Origin of the sequence: Bradyrhizobium sp. dw_78 (assembly GCF_018449525.1) — a bacterium.
In the GTDB taxonomy this organism is placed as follows: domain Bacteria; phylum Pseudomonadota; class Alphaproteobacteria; order Rhizobiales; family Xanthobacteraceae; genus Bradyrhizobium.
Genome location: NZ_JAAVUS010000003.1, coordinates 504,837 through 522,688 on the forward strand (window position 1 = coordinate 504,837; position 17,852 = coordinate 522,688).

At 63.3% G+C, this 17,852-nt stretch carries 16 protein-coding genes; 6 read left to right on the forward strand and 10 right to left on the reverse strand.

Going from position 1 to position 17,852, the window contains the following annotated elements; translation table 11 throughout:
• Window positions 1-32: 32 nt before the first annotated feature.
• Both HB630_RS11390 and HB630_RS11395 read left to right on the forward strand, forming a co-directional pair.
• Window positions 33-620 carry a GNAT family protein gene (locus tag HB630_RS11390; RefSeq protein WP_213772318.1) on the forward strand — a complete coding sequence of 196 codons (588 nt, stop codon included), beginning with the start codon at window positions 33-35 and terminating at the stop codon, window positions 618-620.
• A 243-nt stretch (window positions 621-863) separates the two neighbouring features.
• Window positions 864-1,523 carry a hypothetical protein gene (locus tag HB630_RS11395; protein ID WP_213772319.1) on the forward strand — a complete coding sequence of 220 codons (660 nt, stop codon included), beginning with the start codon at window positions 864-866 and terminating at the stop codon, window positions 1,521-1,523.
• A gap of 52 nt (window positions 1,524-1,575) precedes the next feature.
• Here the strand turns inward: HB630_RS11395 and HB630_RS11400 are convergent, their stop codons facing one another.
• From HB630_RS11400 to HB630_RS11420, 5 genes are all read right to left on the reverse strand, one after another.
• Window positions 1,576-2,061, reverse strand: a complete 486-nt coding sequence (locus tag HB630_RS11400; protein WP_213772320.1) for an ATP F0F1 synthase subunit B — start codon at window positions 2,059-2,061, stop codon at window positions 1,576-1,578.
• Window positions 2,062-2,066: 5 nt separating this feature from the next.
• A complete protein-coding gene (locus HB630_RS11405) occupies window positions 2,067-2,621 on the reverse strand; it encodes a F0F1 ATP synthase subunit B' (RefSeq protein ID WP_213772321.1) in 555 nt (184 codons plus the stop codon).
• Between the two features lie 73 nt (window positions 2,622-2,694).
• Window positions 2,695-2,922 carry a F0F1 ATP synthase subunit C gene (locus HB630_RS11410; protein ID WP_009796340.1) on the reverse strand — a complete coding sequence of 76 codons (228 nt, stop codon included), beginning with the start codon at window positions 2,920-2,922 and terminating at the stop codon, window positions 2,695-2,697.
• Window positions 2,923-2,963: 41 nt separating this feature from the next.
• Entirely contained in the window at window positions 2,964-3,707 is a 744-nt protein-coding gene (locus HB630_RS11415) for a F0F1 ATP synthase subunit A (RefSeq protein ID WP_213772322.1), read from the reverse strand.
• A 71-nt stretch (window positions 3,708-3,778) separates the two neighbouring features.
• Complete coding sequence (locus tag HB630_RS11420) at window positions 3,779-4,156, reverse strand: AtpZ/AtpI family protein (protein WP_213772323.1); 378 nt, start codon at window positions 4,154-4,156, stop codon at window positions 3,779-3,781.
• Between the two features lie 287 nt (window positions 4,157-4,443).
• Between HB630_RS11420 and HB630_RS11425 the strand changes: the two genes are divergently transcribed.
• The 3 genes from HB630_RS11425 (at window position 4,444) to HB630_RS11435 (ending at window position 6,284) form a co-directional block, all read left to right on the forward strand.
• The gene (locus HB630_RS11425) at window positions 4,444-5,067 is read left to right on the forward strand and encodes a 2-hydroxychromene-2-carboxylate isomerase (protein WP_213772324.1); all 624 of its coding nucleotides are present in this window, start codon (window positions 4,444-4,446) and stop codon (window positions 5,065-5,067) included.
• A 191-nt stretch (window positions 5,068-5,258) separates the two neighbouring features.
• A complete protein-coding gene (locus HB630_RS11430; protein WP_249780821.1) occupies window positions 5,259-5,732 on the forward strand; it encodes a hypothetical protein in 474 nt (157 codons plus the stop codon).
• A 78-nt stretch (window positions 5,733-5,810) separates the two neighbouring features.
• Window positions 5,811-6,284: a secondary thiamine-phosphate synthase enzyme YjbQ gene (locus HB630_RS11435; protein WP_213772326.1), complete on the forward strand. Its 474-nt coding sequence runs from the start codon at window positions 5,811-5,813 to the stop codon at window positions 6,282-6,284.
• Window positions 6,285-6,354: 70 nt separating this feature from the next.
• Here the strand turns inward: HB630_RS11435 and HB630_RS11440 are convergent, their stop codons facing one another.
• Entirely contained in the window at window positions 6,355-8,037 is a 1,683-nt protein-coding gene (locus tag HB630_RS11440) for an MFS transporter (protein WP_213772436.1), read from the reverse strand.
• A gap of 390 nt (window positions 8,038-8,427) precedes the next feature.
• Here HB630_RS11440 and HB630_RS11445 point away from each other — a divergent pair, with 390 nt between their 5' ends.
• A complete protein-coding gene (locus HB630_RS11445) occupies window positions 8,428-9,096 on the forward strand; it encodes a response regulator transcription factor (RefSeq protein ID WP_213772327.1) in 669 nt (222 codons plus the stop codon).
• A gap of 137 nt (window positions 9,097-9,233) precedes the next feature.
• On the opposite strand, the gene HB630_RS11450 is transcribed toward HB630_RS11445, so the two are convergent.
• From HB630_RS11450 to HB630_RS11465, 4 genes are all read right to left on the reverse strand, one after another.
• Window positions 9,234-12,734 (reverse strand): hybrid sensor histidine kinase/response regulator, encoded by a 3,501-nt coding sequence (locus HB630_RS11450; protein ID WP_213772328.1) that lies wholly within the window; start codon window positions 12,732-12,734, stop codon window positions 9,234-9,236.
• A gap of 273 nt (window positions 12,735-13,007) precedes the next feature.
• Window positions 13,008-14,237, reverse strand: coding sequence for a 5-aminolevulinate synthase (hemA, locus tag HB630_RS11455; RefSeq protein ID WP_213772329.1), 1,230 nt, complete (start codon window positions 14,235-14,237; stop codon window positions 13,008-13,010).
• A gap of 193 nt (window positions 14,238-14,430) precedes the next feature.
• Window positions 14,431-15,492: an MBL fold metallo-hydrolase gene (locus HB630_RS11460; protein ID WP_213772330.1), complete on the reverse strand. Its 1,062-nt coding sequence runs from the start codon at window positions 15,490-15,492 to the stop codon at window positions 14,431-14,433.
• Window positions 15,493-15,625: 133 nt separating this feature from the next.
• Complete coding sequence (locus HB630_RS11465) at window positions 15,626-17,770, reverse strand: methyl-accepting chemotaxis protein (RefSeq protein WP_213772331.1); 2,145 nt, start codon at window positions 17,768-17,770, stop codon at window positions 15,626-15,628.
• Between the last annotated feature and the right edge of the window lie 82 nt (window positions 17,771-17,852).

Below are 17,852 nucleotides of genomic sequence, written 5' to 3' on the forward strand. Positions count from 1 at the left end.
GCGGTGGCCGGTCTGACATCGGGAGGCATGTCATGGCGTTGTTTCGTTTACCATCCAGCGGAACGGCCGCACTCGCCCCGCGTGGTCAGGGCCTGTTGCTGCGTGCGCCGCAGATGTCCGACTTTCTGCAATGGGCGCAGTTGCGCGAAACCAGCCGGAACTATCTGACTCCGTGGGAGCCGATCTGGCCGTCCGACGATCTGACCCGCTCGGGATTCCGCCGGCGTCTGCGCCGTTATGCCGAGGACATCGCCGCCGACCGGTCCTATCCGTTTCTCATCTTCCGCGAATTCGACGGCGCCATGATCGGCGGCGTCACGCTCGCGAATGTTCGCCGCGGCATCGTGCAGGCGGGCACCATCGGGTACTGGGTCGGGCAGCCTCATGCGCATCGCGGCTACATGACGGCGGCGCTGCGCGTGCTGCTGCCCTCGCTGTTCGGTGAACTCAATCTGCACCGCGTCGAGGCGGCCTGCATCCCCTCCAACGCGCCGTCGATCCGGGTGCTGGAGAAATGCGGCTTTTCCCGCGAGGGGCTGGCGCGGCGCTATCTGTGTATCAACGGCGTCTGGCAGGACCATCTGCTGTTCGGCCTGTTGCACGAGGATTTTCGCGGTTGAGCAGGATTTGCAGCGTTTTCTAGCGAAAGCCTGCCCCGGACTTTGGATAGCGGGGTGGATTCCGGTTTGCGCGAAGAAAACGCGTCAAAACAAAATGCTAGAGCCGGTAGGGGATTTAGATACCCGAAATAAGAGCCCAGATCCGGTGCCTTGGGTTCGCCGCCATTGCGGCGTAGGGCCCCGGAAACCGACGATTGAGTGATGAGAGAATTAGGTGCGTTTCATGGGAAAAGGACAGTGGTCATGACCGGCCGGGCAGGCAGGTATCGGACGATCGCGATCTTGGGCGCAGCCGGTTTGGCTATCGGTTGCAGCCTTGTGGTTTCGCCGGCGTCGGCGCAGTCGATCACCGATCGCATCAAGGGTCTGTTCGGCGGAAAACCGGACGCGCCGCCAGCGCAGGAATCGTCGCCGGGGGCGCCGCCCGCGAACCAATCGGATAATATTGTCGACTGCCCGCCGGTCAGTATTCGCGCCGGCGCGTCGACCTTTGCGGTGGGATTGCCGGGCAAGGACGCGACCGGCAGTGATTTGCGCTATCAGGCCTCGATCACCCGCACCGCGCGCGACTGTACGATTAACGGCGGCGAGGTCACGGCGCGGATCGGTATCCAGGGGCGCGTCATCGCCGGACCGGCCGGGGCCCCGGCGACCGTCGAGGTTCCGATGCGCGTCGCCGTGGTTCAGGGCGGCATCACCGAAAGCACCATCGCCACCAAGGCCTATACGACGACGGTGCAGATGTCGGAGGACGGCTCGGTGCCGTTCACGCTGGTCGCCGACGACCTAGTCTATCCGCTGCCGCCGGGCGCTACCGGGGATTCCTACATCTTCTATATCGGCTTCGATCCGCAGGCCCTGGCACCGGAGCCGAAGCCGCGGGCGGCCAAAAAGAGGAAATAAAAAAGCCGGCGCGATGGTCTCGCGCCGGCTTTTGCTGAAGTCGTTGAATTCGTCAGTTCAGCTTGTGGCCGACTTCCGCGATGCCTTTGGCGAGCAGGTCGTCGGCGACCTGGCCCTTCACCGACTGCGACAGGATCGAGGAGGCGGCCGCAACCGCCGCGTTGGCCGCGGCTGACCGGACATCGGCGATCGCCTGCGCTTCGGCCAGCGCGATCTTGCCCTCGGCGGTCTTGGTGCGCCGGGCGACGAAATCTTCCATCTTGATCTTGGCTTCGGCGGCGATCCGCTCGGCCTCGGCCCTGGCCGCGGCGATGATGTCCTGCGCCTCGCGTTCCGCGCTGGCGCCGCGGGTTTTGTAGTCCGCGAGCAGCTTGGCGGCTTCGTCCTTGAGGCGGCGCGCGTCGTCGAGTTCGGCCTTGATGCGGTCGCGGCGGTGGTCCAGCGCCGTCAATACCGTGCGGTGTACGCCGACATAGACGAACACGATCATCAGGATGACGAAGGCGACGGCAACCCAGAATTCCGGTTCAGCGAACATCTAACCTATCCCTTCAAGGACGCGTCGACGGCGCTGTTCACCGACTGGGTATCGGGCTGCAAACCGGTCAGCTGCCGCACGATCGCGGAAGCCGCATCCGCAGCGATGCCGCGGACATTGCTCATCGCCGCCTCGCGGGTCGCGGCAATGGTCTTTTCCGCCCCGGCCAGCTTGAGCGACAGCTTCTCTTCCAGGGTCTTGCGCTCGGCTTCCGATGCCGCGTTGAGCTTTTCGCGGGTTTCCGCGCCGATCGCCTGCGCCCGGGAACGGGCGGAGGCAAGCTCGCTCTCATAGGCCTTCAGCGCGGCGTCGGACTGGTCCTTCAGCTTTTGCGCCTCGGCCAGATCGCCGTCGATGGCGTTCTGGCGTTCGTCGAGCAGGCCGCCGACGCGCGGCAACGCGATCTTCGAGGCGATCAGATAGAGCGCCACGAACGCAATCGCCAGCGACACCAGTTGCGAGGCAAAGGTGTCCTTCTGGAACGGCGGAAACGGATGTTTTTGGCCGTCGGCTTCGGTGTGGGCGGTCGTGCCCGTGGCCTCGCCATGACTCTCAGCCATTGGCTTCTCCTGTCCGGCTTAGCGCGCATTCCCTGAAGAAAACGCGCAGGCAAGTCTCAGAGTGCAACAAGTCTCAGAGCGCGAAAAGGAGCAGCAGCGCGATCAGCAGCGAGAAGATGCCGAGCGCTTCGGTCACGGCGAAGCCGAAGATCAGGTTGCCGAACTGGCCCTGGGCTGCGGAAGGATTGCGCACCGCGGCGGCGAGATAGTTGCCGAAGATGATGCCCACGCCCGCGCCGGCGCCACCCATGCCAATGCAGGCAATACCAGCGCCAATGTACTTCGCGGCAATCGGATCCATGAAACGAACTCCCTAGTTGAGGTTTGGTGAAGAGGGCCGGATCAGTGGCCCGGATGGATAGCATCGTTGATATAGATGCAGGTGAGGATGGTGAAGACGTAAGCCTGCAGGAACGCGACCAGCAGTTCGAGCGCGGTCAGCGCGATTACCATGCCCAGCGGCAACACGGCGCCAAAGTAACCGGCAATGCCGAGGCCCGCCAGCAGCGGAATGAAGCTTGCGAACACCGCCAACGCGATATGGCCCGCGAGCATGTTCGCGAACAGACGCACCGAGTGCGAGATCGGTCGCAGGAAGAACGAGAACACCTCGATGAACACGACCAGCGGCAGGATGAAGATCGGAATGCCCGAAGGAACGAACAGTTTGAAGAATTTCAGGCCGTTCTTGTAGAAACCGTAGATCAGCACCGTCAAGAACACCACCATCGCGAGTGTCGCGGTGACGATGAGGTGGCTGGCGATCGTGAAATTGTAGGGAATAACCCCGACGATGTTCGACACCGCGATGAACATGAACAGCGAGAACACCAGCGGAAAGAATTTCATTCCATCCTTGCCGGCCGTCGATCGGATGGTGTTGGCGACAAATTCGTAGCTGATTTCCGCGATCGACTGCAGGCGGCCAGGCACCAGCTGCCGGCCCGCGCCGATCATCAGCAGCGAAATCAGCGCCACCGTGCCGAACATGTAGGCCGAGGAATTGGTGAAGGCGATCTCCTGATTGCCGATATGGCCAATCGTAAAGATCTTTTCGATATTGAACTGTTCGATCGGATCGATCATCCGCGTGGCATCTCTAAGGTACCGCCGGCCACGCCGGCGCTCTGCAATTCAATTCGTCCGGCTTTTCGCCCTTAACGGCCGCTTCTGCCCGGAACCACGCCCGCCGATCTCACCAGGTTGACCACGCCGGCGACGAAGCCGACCAGGACAAACACGATGAGCCCCCAGGGCGAAGTCGACAACAAGTGGTCGAAACCCCAGCCAATCAGCGCTCCGACAATGACGCCGGCGATCAACTCCGAGGAAAGCTGGAAACCGCGCGCCATCGCCGAGGCTCTGGCCGACCCGTCTCCGCTTCCAGATCCGGGTTGGTCAGTCTTGGCTTGGCGGCTGCCGCGAATTTGGGACAACCGGTGATCCAGACTTCCGAGCCTTGCGGAAAGCGCAGCCTCGTCGGACGACGATGTATCGCGATTTCCGTTTCCGCCGTCGTCGGTGCCTTCAGCCATGCTGCGCAGACCCGAAACGATGCCGCGTTGGTGGAAATGACGCCCCGTCACCCTCAAAAGCCGCGCGGACCATACTTACCGCCTCCAATCAAGTCAAGATTGCGTGGTAATAAGCTAGTATATTGATTTGGCTGAATTTATTGGACAAAATTCGGCGCTGTCACAAGGCTGCCGCCACGCTGCGGCAGTGATCGCGCGGCGGATCGATCTTGCGCCCCATGGGCGGGTCTGTTGGGATGCATCGAAGCGTTTCAGATGCTTATCACCAATCCTTTTCGGGAAGCCGCATGCCGCGTCAGGTCGACTATTATTTCTCGCTTCAATCTCCGTGGGCCTATATCGGACACGCCTTGTTCCGGGAGGTCGTCGCTACCTACGATCTTGAGGTGAATCACAAGCCGGTGGTGTTGGTCGATCTGTTTTCGGAAACCGGCGGGCTGCCATTGCTCAAGCGCCATCCGGTGCGGCAGCGCTACCGGATGGTCGAGTTGCAGCGCTGGCGCGACAAACGCGGCCTGAAATTTCATTTGCAACCGGTACACTGGCCGTTCAATGCGCGGCTGGCCGACGGCGTCGTGATCGCAGCGATCGAGGCCGGCCACGACCCCGATCCGTTGCTGCGGCGGGTCTATCCGGCGGTGTGGGAGGATCAGCTCAACCTTGCCGATCCCGCGGTGCTGGCCAGGTTGGCCGACGATTGCGGGCTTCCCGGCAGCCAATTGGTCGAACGCTCCGGATCGGACGCGATCAGCGCGGCCTATGAGCAAAATCGCCAGGATGCGCTGACGGCCGATGTGTTCGGCTCGCCGGCCTATGTGCTCGACGGCGAGGTATTCTGGGGGCAGGACCGGATCGAATTGCTGGCGGATGCGTTGAAATCGGGCCGGGCGCCCTATCGTTCGCAGGTCTAGAGCAGGATGACTTTTCTTCGAATCGTCATCCAGCTCTAACTTTCTATTTGAGCATGATCTTTTCGGAAAACCGGTTTCCACTTTTCCGGATCATGCTCTTGTACAAGGAGCGTGCAGCTTTAACGCGGAGCACTTCCATGATGACAGCCGCGCCGCCTTCGAAATTGGTCGCCATCGCTGCGGCCGCGGTGATGATGTTTGGCCTCGGACGCGCCAGCCATGCCGCGGGGCAGCCGGCGCCCGATACCGAGAATGGCCGTTATACGCTGTCGCCGGTCGCCGATGGCGTGATCCGGCTCGATACCCGGACCGGTGCGGTGTCGAATTGTGCCAACAACGGAACCGGCTGGGCCTGCTATCTTGTGCCCGACGAACGCGCGGCGTTCGACGATGAAATCGGCCGGCTGCAATCCGAAAACGACAAGCTTAGACAACAACTGGCGGAACGCGAGCCGACCGTCTCGGGCAAGATCGACGAGGCGCTGCCGAAATCGGACACGCTGAAGAAGCCCGAGCCGCAAGCGGGCGATAGCTCGCGCAAGATCGAAATTCCGCTGCCCAGCGACCGCGACATGGACCACATGATGTCGTTTCTGGAGCAGGCCTGGCGGCGGCTGGTCGACATGGCCAATCGGATGCAGAAGGACGTCAGCGGCAGGATTTGACGAACACCGGGGTTGCTGCGATCTCCCCGCATGGAATCGGAATTCCAGCGTTCACCGCGACGACATCGAGAGAGCTTCATGATTTCATCCAGGCCCGCCACCCGCACCGCGCTGTCGACGGTCGCAGCAAACGTCATCGTGTCGTCGCGCTTGACGATCCAAACATCCGGAGCCGGCTTTACCGATCTCACGGGTGAGGTAGTGAAATTTGTGAACGACGCGCGCGCCCGTGAAGGGGCCGTGACGCTGTTCATCCGTCACACTTCAGCGTCGCTGACGGTCCAGGAAAATGCCGATCCGTCGGTGCTGCGCGACCTGATGACGGCGCTCGACCGCTTTGCGCCCGAGGATGCGGGATGGAGCCACGACACCGAAGGTCCCGACGACATGCCCGCGCATGTCAAGACCATGCTGACCGCGACATCGCTGCAGGTCCCGGTCCTGAACGGTGAACTCGCGCTGGGGACGTGGCAGGCGATCTACCTGATCGAGCATCGCGCCCGGCCGCACCGGCGCGAGGTGGTGCTGCAATTTGCCGGAAGCGCCGGCTGAAACCAAATCGGCCGCGGATCGCTCCGCGGCCGGTTGCCGGTGAATCGAATAGATCCGCGTTCTCAGGACCTCAGACGTTGCTGATGTCGACGTCCTTGGTCTCGGGAATGAAGATCATGCCGATGACAAAGGTCATCGCCGCGATCACGATCGGATACCAAAGGCCCGCGTAGATATTGCCGGTCGCCGCGACAAGTGCGACCGCGATCGGCGGTAGCAGGCCGCCGAACCAGCCATTGCCGATATGATAGGGCAGCGACATGCCGGTATAGCGGATGCGGGTTGGGAACAGTTCGACCAGCGCCGCGGCAAGCGGCGCATAGACCATCGTCACCAGGATCGCGAGATAGGTGAGGACGGCGATCAGCAGCGGCGTGTTGATCTCGGCCGGGTTGGCGCCCTTGATCGGATAGCCCGCCGCGCCGACCGCGTTGGTGACGGCCGTGGTGAACGCTCCGCGCTGGGCGGCGAAGGTCTTGGCGTCAAGCGATGCCCCGTTGACGGAGTCGAACGACTTGTCGCCGACCGTCACCTTGGCGAGGCTGCCGGGCGTACCGTTCTCCATCTTGAAGTTCACCGACGAGGCGATTAGCGCGTTGCGCGCCACGTCGCAGGAGCTCGTGAACACGCGCCCGCCGACCGGATCGAACAGCAGATGGCAATCGGCGGGATCGGCGGTAACCGTCACCGGTGCGCTGGCCAGCGCCTTCTCCAGCGCCGGGTTGGCGGCGTGGGTGAGCAGGCCGAATGCAAAGTGATAGGTCAGGGCGCCGAGCAGGCAACCGGCCAGGATGATCGGCTTGCGGCCGATTTTGTCGGACAGCCAGCCAAACAACACGAAGCCGGCGGTCGCGATCGCCAGCGCCACGATCACCGCGATATCGGCAGCGTTGGCCGGCACCTTGAGCGTGCTGACGAGGAAGATGCGGGCATAGAACTGGCCACCGTACCAGATCACGGCTTCGCCGGCGACGAGGCCGAGCAGCGAGAACAGCGCGATCCTGCCGTTGGTCCAATTGCCGAAGGCTTCCGTCAGCGGCGCCCTGGAGCGCGTGCCTTCGTCCTTCATCTTCTGGAACATGGGCGATTCCGACAATTGCAGACGGATCCAGATCGAAATGCCGAGCAACAGGATCGACAGCAGATAGGGAATGCGCCAGCCTCCGGAAAGTCCGGTCGCCGCGAAGGAGTCGGGGCTCATGCTGTTGCGCACCACATAGACGGCGATCAGCGACAGGAACAGGCCGACGGTCGCCGTCGTCTGAATCCAGGATGTGTAGAAGCCGCGCCGGCCATGAGGCGCATGTTCCGCGACGTAGGTCGCCGCGCCGCCATACTCGCCTCCAAGCGCGAGCCCCTGCAGGCAGCGCAGGAAAATCAGGATCGCGGGCGCCAGCCAGCCGATGCTGTCATAGGCCGGCGTCAGGCCGACTAGGAAGGTCGAAAGGCCCATGATGGTGATGGTGACGAGGAAAGTATATTTGCGTCCGACCAGGTCGCCGACCCGGCCAAACACCAGCGCGCCAAACGGCCGTACCAGGAAGCCTGCGGAAAACGTCAGCAACGCGAAGATGAATTGCGTATTGGCGTCGAACGCCGAATAAAAGGCTTTGCCGATCTGTGCGGCGGTCCAGCCGTAGAGATAGAAATCGTACCATTCGAAAACGGTGCCGAGCGAGGAAGCGAAAATGACCTTTCGCTCTTCAGCCGTCATTCCACCGGTGCGGGCTTCGCGGCCCGCTGCTGCTGCCATTGTCATCGTTCGCTCCCCGAGTTCATTAATTCGTTTGTATTGTTGTATATGGCTGCCTTCACGCGCCGGATTTGGACCCAGATTAGCGTGAGGCGATTTGCCACGGTAACATCGCGGTGAAATCCGGCGAATACGACTTTCGGCGTTTCGCACGGCCCTGTCTGTCAAAGCGATGCACATCCATGCATCACGGGCGCTCCTGGATAGCGCTCTCGGGCCTGCTGTGTTGCAGCGCACAAAACGACGTGGATTAACTGCTTTGCCGCAGAGCAACATTGCGCGCTTGCATGCGGCTGCGGGGCAGAGGACAATCGGTGAAAGAAAAAAGCTGGTGTCGCCGGAATTGAGGGAGCGGCCAAGGCCCATGCCGGAGCGTCTCGTAAGAAAGAAATGACTGCAAGCACCCACCTCATCATTGCCGATGATCATCCGTTGTTCCGCGATGCGTTGCGGCAGGCGGTAGCCGGCGTTGTAAGCTCCGCGAAGATCGATGAAGCGGGGTCGTTCGAAGAATTGACCTCGTTGCTCGAGCAGGATTCGGACGTGGATATGGTGCTGCTGGATCTGTCGATGCCGGGGATCAGCGGCTTTTCGGGATTGATCTACCTGCGTGCGCAGTACCCGGCGATTCCGGTGGTGATCGTGTCGGCCAGCGACGATGGCGGCACGATCCGCAGGTCGCTGGATTTCGGGGCCTCGGGATTCATCCCCAAGCGGTTCGGCGTCGAGACCCTGCGCGACGCGATTCTGAAAGTCATGGAAGGCGACGTCTGGGTGCCGCCGGATACCGATTTGTCTTCCGCGGCGGACCCGGACATGAGCCGCCTGCGCGACCGGCTGGTGACGCTTACGCCGCAGCAGGTGCGGGTGCTGATGATGCTGTCGGAGGGGCTGCTCAACAAGCAGATCGCCTATGAGCTCGGCGTGTCGGAGGCGACGATCAAGGCGCATGTCTCCGCGATCCTGCAAAAGCTCGGCGTCGAGAGCCGCACCCAGGCCGTGATCGCCGCGGCCAAAATCGCCGGCGGCCAGTGGAAGCAGGACGCTCCGTCGGCGTAACAATAATTTCGAGAGCCCGGTTCTGACCGAATCAGAACCGAAGCTCCAGATTGTTGTTTTGACGCGTTTTCTTCACGCGAACCGGTTCCCGCCCCGCTATCCAAGTCCGGGGCAGGCTTTCGCCCGAAAACGCTTTATTATTCCGCCGCCGCCATCCGCCGGGCGCGCCACTGCCCGATCAGGGCGCGCAAGGATGCCGGCTTGACCGGTTTGTTCAGCACCGCGATTTGCTCTTCCCGCGCCGCCGCCCTGACATGCGGACTGCGGTCCGCCGTGATCAGGATCGCCGGCAGGCTTTCGCCGAAGCGGCGGCGGATGTCGCGGATGGCGGCAAGGCCGTTGCCGCGGTCGAGATGATAGTCCACCAACAGTCCGGTGACCCGGCCGCCGGCGGCGTCGATCGCCTCGATGGCGGCGTCGGGATCGGCGACCGCGATGACCTCGGCGTCCCAGGCCGTCAGCAGCGTCCGCATGCCGTCCAGGATCGCCGCATCGTTCTCGATGCAGACGATCAGGGTGCCGCTCATCGGCGCCTTGGAAAGCGGCGTGGCGCTGGTGACAGCGGCGGTATAATTGACGGCTTTTGCGGTCGGCACCGTCACCGAGAAAAGCGAGCCGCCGCTGACATTGGAATCGAGTGCGATGCCGTGGTTGAGGACGCGGGCGAGGCGTTCGACGATCGACAGCCCCAGGCCCAGGCCGCGGGCGATCCGCGCGCCCTGTTCCAGCCGGTGAAACTCCTTGAAGATCTCGCCGCGCTTGAGTGTGGGAATGCCGACGCCGGTATCGTAGATGCAGATCTGCAGCGATTGTCCGCGGCGCCGGCAGCCGATCATGACGCGTCCGCGCGGCGTGTACTTGATGGCGTTGGAGATCAGGTTTTGCAGCAGCCGCCGCAGCAGCAGCCGGTCGGATTCGACCGGCAGCGAACATGGCACGAAGGTCAGCTTCAATCCCTTGGCCCGCGCCATCGGCGCAAATTCGATTTCGAGCGAGCGCATCAGGTCGCCGATCTTGAAGCTTGTGACCGACGTCGTCATGGCGCCGGCGTCGAGCCGGGAGATATCCAGGAGCGCGCCGAGAATTTCTTCGATGGCTTCGAGCGAATCATCGATGTTTTGCACCAGCCGCGAATCCTCGCCGCCGGTTTGCCGCTCGACCAGGCTGGTCACATAGAGCCGCGCCGCATTCAGCGGTTGCAGGATGTCGTGGCTTGCCGCCGCCAGGAAGCGCGTTTTCGAGATGCTGGCGTCCTCGGCGGCGCTCTTGGCCAGCGCGAGCTCCGAATTCAGGCGCGTCAGTTCCTCGGTGCGGTCGCGCACGCGTTTTTCCAGCGTCGCGTTGGCGCGCTCCAGCGCTTCGGCGGCCTCGAACGAGGGCGTGACGTCGGTGAAGGTGATGACCAGGCCGCCGCCCGGCATCCGGTTGGCGCGCACTTCGATCACCAGGTGACGATCCGGAAGACGTTCCAGATAAGGCTCGCCCTGGCGGGTGTAGGCGGTCAGGCGCCGCTCCACCAGCTCCCGGCTGTCGCCGAAACCGGGAGGGCTGACCGCGCCCATGAATTCGAGAATCTCGCGCAGCGGAATCCCGAGCTGAACGAGGTGGGGCGGCAGGGCGAGGATCTCGCCGAATTGCCGGTTGGAGCAGATCAGCTGCAGGTCGGCGTCGAACACGGCGATGCCCTGCCGCACATGGTTCAAAGCGGTCTGAAGGATCTCGCGGTTGAAATGAAGCGCGGCGTGGGCGTCATCGAGCAGCTTGAGCGCGGCCTTGGCGGAGACGGTACGTTTGCGCAACAGCAGCGACATTACCAGGCGCGAGGAGGCCGCCCCGATCGAGGAGGCGATCAGGTGTTCGGCGTGCTGCAGCAGTTCGAAGTCGGCCGGCGCGGATGGTTCGAGAGAGAGAGCCGAAAAGCTTTCGAATGCGTGGCGGGACCGCTCGGGGCCCAGATACTGCGCCACGGTGGTCTGAATGTCCTGAACGGTGACCGTGGAGCGCCAGCGCCGGAGCGTCGGCGTGATCGGCGTCAGCGCCCGCGGCACGAACAGATCGGCCTGCACCAGTTCGATCGAGGTCGGCCGGCGCATGAGCGACAGCACCACATAGGCCAAGATATTGAGCGAGAGGCTCCAGAGCGCGCCATGCAGAAGCGGCGGCAGATCGGCGCCGAACAGCGCCTGCGGCCGCAGCGCCTCGATCCCGAACGGGCCATGTTGCAGCAGCAGAAGGCCGGCCGTATTTCCTTCCAGGAAGCTCGGTAGGAACAGCGTATAGGTCCATACGGCGATACCGACCAGCATGCCGCCGATCGCGCCGGCGGCGGTCGAGCGGCGCCAGAACAGGCCGCCGAAGAACGCCGGCGCGAGCTGCGCGACGGCTGCAAAGGACAACAGTCCGATCGCCGCCAGCTGGGCGTTGCCGAGCGCGTGATAATAAAAATAGGCCATCACCATGATGGCGAAGATCGCGAAGCGGCGCACGCTGAGCAGGAAGTCGCCAAAATCCTTCCGCCCGCCGCGCGCTTCGCCGCCGCGTTGCAGCACCAGCGGCAGCACGATGTCGTTCGACACCATGATCGAAAGCGCGACGCATTCCATGATCACCATCGCGGTCGCCGCCGACAGGCCTCCGATAAACACGGCGACGCTGAGCAGCGGCGCATGGCCCTCCATCGGCAGCGCCAGCACATACATGTCGCTGTCGACTGCGCCGAACGGGAACAGCACAAGACCCGCGAGCGCGATCGGGATCACGAACAGGTTGATGGCGACGAGATAAAGCGGAAACAGCCAGCGCGCCCGTCCGACTTCGGCATCGCCTGAATTCTCGACCACGCTGACGTGAAATTGCCGCGGCAACATCAGGATCGCGCAAAACGACAGCAGTACCATGGTCAGGAAATTGCCGATCGACGGCACATAGCCGATCGCCCGCACCGCTTCCGGCGTCTTCATCGCCCGTTCGATCAATTCCGCGGGGCTGAACATCCAGAAGGTGACGAAGGCGCCGGCGGCGAGAAAGGCCACCAGTTTCACGATCGATTCGGTGGCGATCGCGAGCATCAGGCCGTGTTGATGCTCCGTCGCATCGGTCTGGCGGGTGCCGAACAGCACCGCGAAGGCGGCCATCGCGATCGTCACCATCAACGCGATGTCGCCGACCAGCGGAATCGTGGAGAACGCCTGGTCTTCGCTGAGGATCGTCTCCAGCGACGACGCCACCGCCTTGAGCTGCAGCGCGATATAGGGCACCGATCCGATGATCGCGATCAGGGCGACGGTCGCGGCGACGGCCTGGCTCTTGCCGTAACGCGCCCCGATGAAGTCGGCGATCGAGGTGATGTTCTGCGATTTGGTCAGCTGGATCACCCGGCGCAGCAGCGGCGTGCAGAAGGCGACCAGCAGGATCGGGCCGACATAGATCGCGAGGAAGTCGACGCTGGTGCGGGTGGCGAAGCCGACCGAGCCGAAAAACGTCCAGGACGTGCAATAGATGGCGAGCGACAGCGGGTAGATCAGCGCGCCGGCGCGGCCGCGCTGCGCCGCCGACAGGCGGTCGCCGCGGCTGGCCACGAAAAACAGGAACCCGATATAGCCGAACGCGGCTGCAATCACGCCCCAGTCGTGCAGCATTGCTGCTTGCTCCTTCGCGCACCCTACTTTTGAACCTAGCGCTTTGCCTGGACCCAGGCGACAGCGAATTTCTTAATGGAATTAAGAAATTAGAGCGTTTTCAACCGAAGCCTGATCTGGACTTGATCCGGGGTGGATGCCGGTTCGCGTGAACAAAACGCGTCAAAACAACAATCCGGAGATTCGGTTCCGATTCAAACAGAACCGATCATGCTTTCAGGGGCGCCGTTAAGCCGGATGCGGGCAGGATAGGTTCGACCGCGAGAGACGCGGCTATTCGGCCGCGAGCGATTTCTCGTTAAGCGGCAGGTCGAGGCGCTCCCAGACCTGCAACAGCGCTTCGGCCAATTGGTCGATCAGCCCGTCGTCATGATAGGGCGAGGGGGTGATCCGCAGCCGCTCAGTGCCCTTGGCGACCGTCGGATAGTTGATCGGCTGGATATAGATGCCGTGTTCTTCCAGAAGGATGTCGCAGGCCCGCTTGCAGCGCTCGGGGTCGCCGACGAACAGCGGCACGATATGGGTGTCGCTCGACATCACCGGCAGGCCGGCGCCCGTCAGGATCGCCTTGACGCGGGCGGAGCGGTCCTGGTGGCGCTCGCGCTCCCAGTTCGAGGTCTTGAGATGCCGGATCGCGGCGGTCGCGGCCGAGCAGATCGCCGGCGGCAATGCGGTGGTGAAGATAAAGCCGGGGGCGTAGGAACGCACGGCGTCGATGATATCGGCGCTGGCGGCGATATAACCGCCGAGGCAGCCAAAGGCTTTGGCCAGCGTGCCTTCCAGGACATCGATGCGGTGCATCACGCCGTCGCGCTCGGCGATCCCGCCGCCGCGCGGACCGTACATACCGACCGCATGAACCTCGTCGACATAGGTCATGGCGCCATAGCGCTCGGCCAGATCGCAGATCTTCGCCAGCGGCGCGACGTCGCCGTCCATCGAATACAGGCTTTCGCAGGCGATCAGTTTCGGCCGGTCGGGCCCGGCGGCGCGCAGCAGTTCTTCAAGATGCGCCACGTCGCTGTGGCGGAAGATCTGACGCTCGCAACCGGCCTGGCGAACGCCTTCGATCATAGAATTGTGGTTGAGCGCGTCCGACAGGATCAGGCAGTTCGGAATGAGCTTGGCAAGGGTCGCGATGCCGGTCTGGTTCGAGACATAGCCCGAGGTGAACAACAGCGCCGCGTCCTTGCCGTGCAGGTCGGCCAGTTCCGCCTCCAGCTGCACCAGCGGATGATGGGTGCCGGCGATATTGCGGGTGCCGCCGGCGCCGGTTCCGACCCGGGTTGCGGTCTCGACCATCGCGCCGACCACCTTGGGGTGCTGGCCCATGCCGAGATAGTCGTTGGAACACCAGATCACGACGTTGCGCGAACCGCTCGGGGAATGCCATGTCGCATGCGGGAACCGGCCTGCGATCCGCTCCAGATCGGCGAAAACCCGGTAACGCCGCTCCTCATGCAGGCGAGAGAGGGCGGCGCTGAAAAATTGGCTGTAATCCATGGCGGAAACCTGGAAACGGGGCTTTGGCCGGAGCGGCGAGCCTCTTTTTAGAGCTTTTCCAGCTTTAATGTCGAGCCGAAATCAGTTTTCGACCGCGCCCTCAACGGGAGGCCGGGTTGCCCGCAACGCGCATCAAGAATTGATCGCGATCAATGTGATGGCTCCGGTTTGATTGTTGTCGTTATTGTTTGAGTCAGGTGGTTCTGAACCGGAGCACGCCTTCGGTCGCCTCGGATGTCAGCCGTCCCTCGACCAGCATGTAATTGACATGCGCAATCAGTTCGCCGGCAGCAAAGCCCATCTGGTGCGGATCCAGCACGTGCTTGTGGAACACTACGGGCACCAGTTGCGCCGAGGTCTGCGGAACTTGCCGGCAGGCGTCGGCGATCAGCCGGCAGCGCTCCTCGTGATGATCGGCCAGTTGCTTGATGCGCGTTTTCAACCCGTAGAACGGCACGCCGTGGCCGGGCAGCACCAGCACATCATAGGGCAGGGTGGTGGTCAGGCTCGCCAGCGAAGCCAGATATTCGCCGAGCGAATTCTGGTCGGGTTCGACCGCCCAGACGCTGACATTGGGCGAGATCTTGCTCAGCACCTGGTCGGCGGCGAGGAACAATTTGTCGGCGGCGCAATACAGCATCACCTGGTCCAGCGCGTGACCGCCGCCGGTGATGACCTTGAAGCGCCTCGTGCCGATGCAAACTTCGTCGCCATGCGAGATGCGGCGATAGGACGGCGGCAGGACCGAAACCCGCTTCAGATACTCCTGGCCGCTGCCGAGCAGCTTGTCGGTCAGGCTCTCATCCATGCCGTGGCGCCGGAAGAACAGCCGCTGCGCGGTGCGGCGCTCCTCGGTGCCGCGATTCTGGTGATAGACCGATTGCAGATATTCGACCTGCGACATCTGGAACGGGCAGCCGAAGCGCTCGACGATCCAGCCGGCGAGGCCGACGTGATCGGGATGGGAGTGGGTCACGATCAGCCGGCTGATCCTCACATGCCGAAGCGGGCCCTCGAACAGCGTGGTCCAGGCGGCGATCGACTCTTCATTGCCGAAGCCGGAATCGACCATCGTCCAGCCGTCGCCATCGGCCAGAAGATAGATGTTCACATGGTCGAGGCGGAACGGCAGCTTGAGCCGGACCCACAACACGCCCGGCATCACCTCGACGACCTGATCCGGGCCGGGATGATTTTCCCAAGGGTATCGCAGTGCTTCCGCTGAAGAGTGAACCGTGTCGGTTTTTGAATTCATCGCATCATCGGCTTAACGTCACAATCCGCAGCGCGCCAGCCCGAAAAAACATCGCGGCTTGAGTAAAAGACAGCAGGCAGCGCGGTTTTGCCGCCAATTCCGTCCATCCATGCAAGGCCGTCATTCCAGCACCCTACGCCGCGCGTATGTTGGTGAGGAACGTGTCGATTTCCGCGCGCAAAACCTCGGCCTCGCGGCGAAGCGCACCCGACGCGTTCAGCACCTCATTGGCGGCTGTTCCGGCCTCGGCGGAGGCGGTGGAGACGCCGACAATATGGCTCGAGACCTCGCCGGTGCCGCCGGCGGCGTGCTGGATGTTGCGGGCGATCTCGCGGGTCGCCGCGCCCTGCTCCTCGACCGCCGCGGCGATCGCGGTGGTCACCTCGTTGATCTCGCCGATGGTGCTGCCGATGCTGCGGATCGCGCCGACGGCGGATTCCGTCACCGCCTGCATGCTGGCAATCTGCGAACGGATTTCGTCGGTGGCTTTCGCGGTCTGGCTGGCGAGATTCTTCACCTCCGAGGCGACCACTGCAAAGCCGCGGCCGGCTTCGCCGGCGCGCGCGGCTTCGATGGTGGCGTTCAGTGCCAGCAGGTTGGTCTGCGAGGCGATGGTCTGAATCAGATCGACCACGACGCTGATGCGGGCGGCGTTGTCGGCAAGGCCCTGCATGGTGGCGTCGGTGGCGCCCGCTTCATCGACGGCCTTGCGGGCGATATCCGCCGAGGTGACGACCTGGCGGCCGATTTCGGTGATCGACGACGACAATTGCTCGGTTCCGGCGGATACCGTCTGCACGTTGACGGAGGTCTCCTCCGCGGCCGATACCACCGCGCTCACCAGCGCGCTGGATTGACCGGCCGTCGCCGACATGGATTCCGCCGCGCTTTGCATCGAACTGGCCGAGTTCTGCAGGCCTTCCAGCGCGCCGCGGACGGCGGCTTCGAAGCCGGCAATCTGCGCCTCCATGCGGGAAGCGCGTTCCGCCTTGGCGGCGCGGTCCTTGTCCTGGTCGGCGCTGAGCGCACGCGCCTCGATCATGCCCTTGCGAAAGACTTGCAGCGTCTCCGCCATCGAGGCGATCTCGTCGCGCTGGTCGCTCTGATAGATCTCCGCCGCGAGATCGCCGCCGGACAGAAGCTGCATCGAGCGTTGCAGGCCGTGAATCCGGCGCAGGATGTTGCGGCCGACATAGAGCCAGACGAACAGGATCGATCCGGCGAGCGTAAGGACGCCGAGCGCCAGCATGATGGTGGTGGCGAGGGAAATCTCCTGTCGCGCCTGCGTGGCCGAGGCGTCGGTTTCCTGCTGCACCCCGTCGACGAGCTGCTGCACGTTCACGCCGAGGCCGGCATTGAGCTTGCCGGTTTCTTCGAGAATCTGATCGCCGTGGTCGTTGGCGTCGAGTTCCTTCTGGCGGATTGTGAAGACGCCGGTCTTGCCTTCTCCCAGCGCCAGCAATTTCTGTGCGGCGTTTCCGAGCGCAGTGGCGTCCGGACCTTTCGGCAGCATCTCGAGATTCGATGTCAGAAGCTGCCTGGTGTCCCCGAATTCCTTTTCGATCGCCCCGAGCGTGTCGCGGCTGCTGGCTGAAAGCGCGGCGATCATCTGCGACGCGGCGAGATGACCGCTGGCGATGACATGGCCAAGCTGGTCGACGGTTCGCGCGGCCTCCGTGGCGTCGTCGATGGAAAGGTTCGCGGAGACGAGGACGGCATTGATCTCGCTTTGCGCATCCATCATCGCCGGGCTCGCGGCGGCCACAAAGCCGGCCTGCGCGCTGCGCAGCGCGGCGTATTGCTTGTCATGCAGGGCGGCAGCCTCCAGCCGGTCGCGGGCGGCCGAGCGCAGGCTCTCGATGGTGTCGTCGATATGCTTGACGGTCTCGCCCAGGGACGCGACGACGGTCTTGTCGGCGCCAAGCCGGGCGATCTCGCCGAGCTTGGCGAGGGCCGTCTGCTGGGTTTCCTTCATTTTTCGGGTGCGTTGGTCGAGCATTTCGGTGTTGCGCGAGGCCAGCAGCGCCGGGCCATGGCTGGCGAGGCTGGCGCTCTGGGCCGCCAGCTGGAGGCTGGCGGCGAGGCGCGGAATATCCCGCCCGCTCAAAGCGGTCATTGCGCCGCCGAGCTGCCGCAGTGCCAGACCCGCGCCGGCGCTGATGACGATGGCCATGCCCGCGATGACGACAAAGGCTGCGAAGAGGCTGCCCCTGATGCCCCATTGCGGGCGGAAGAAACCAAAAAAAGACTGGCGAGGGGGTGTGTATTGTTGAGCCATGCGTTCTGCCTTGCCCGTGCGTTCATCCCAAGGATGAAATACCGGGGCAGTATCGCGTCGCCGAGTTAATAAAATTTCGAAA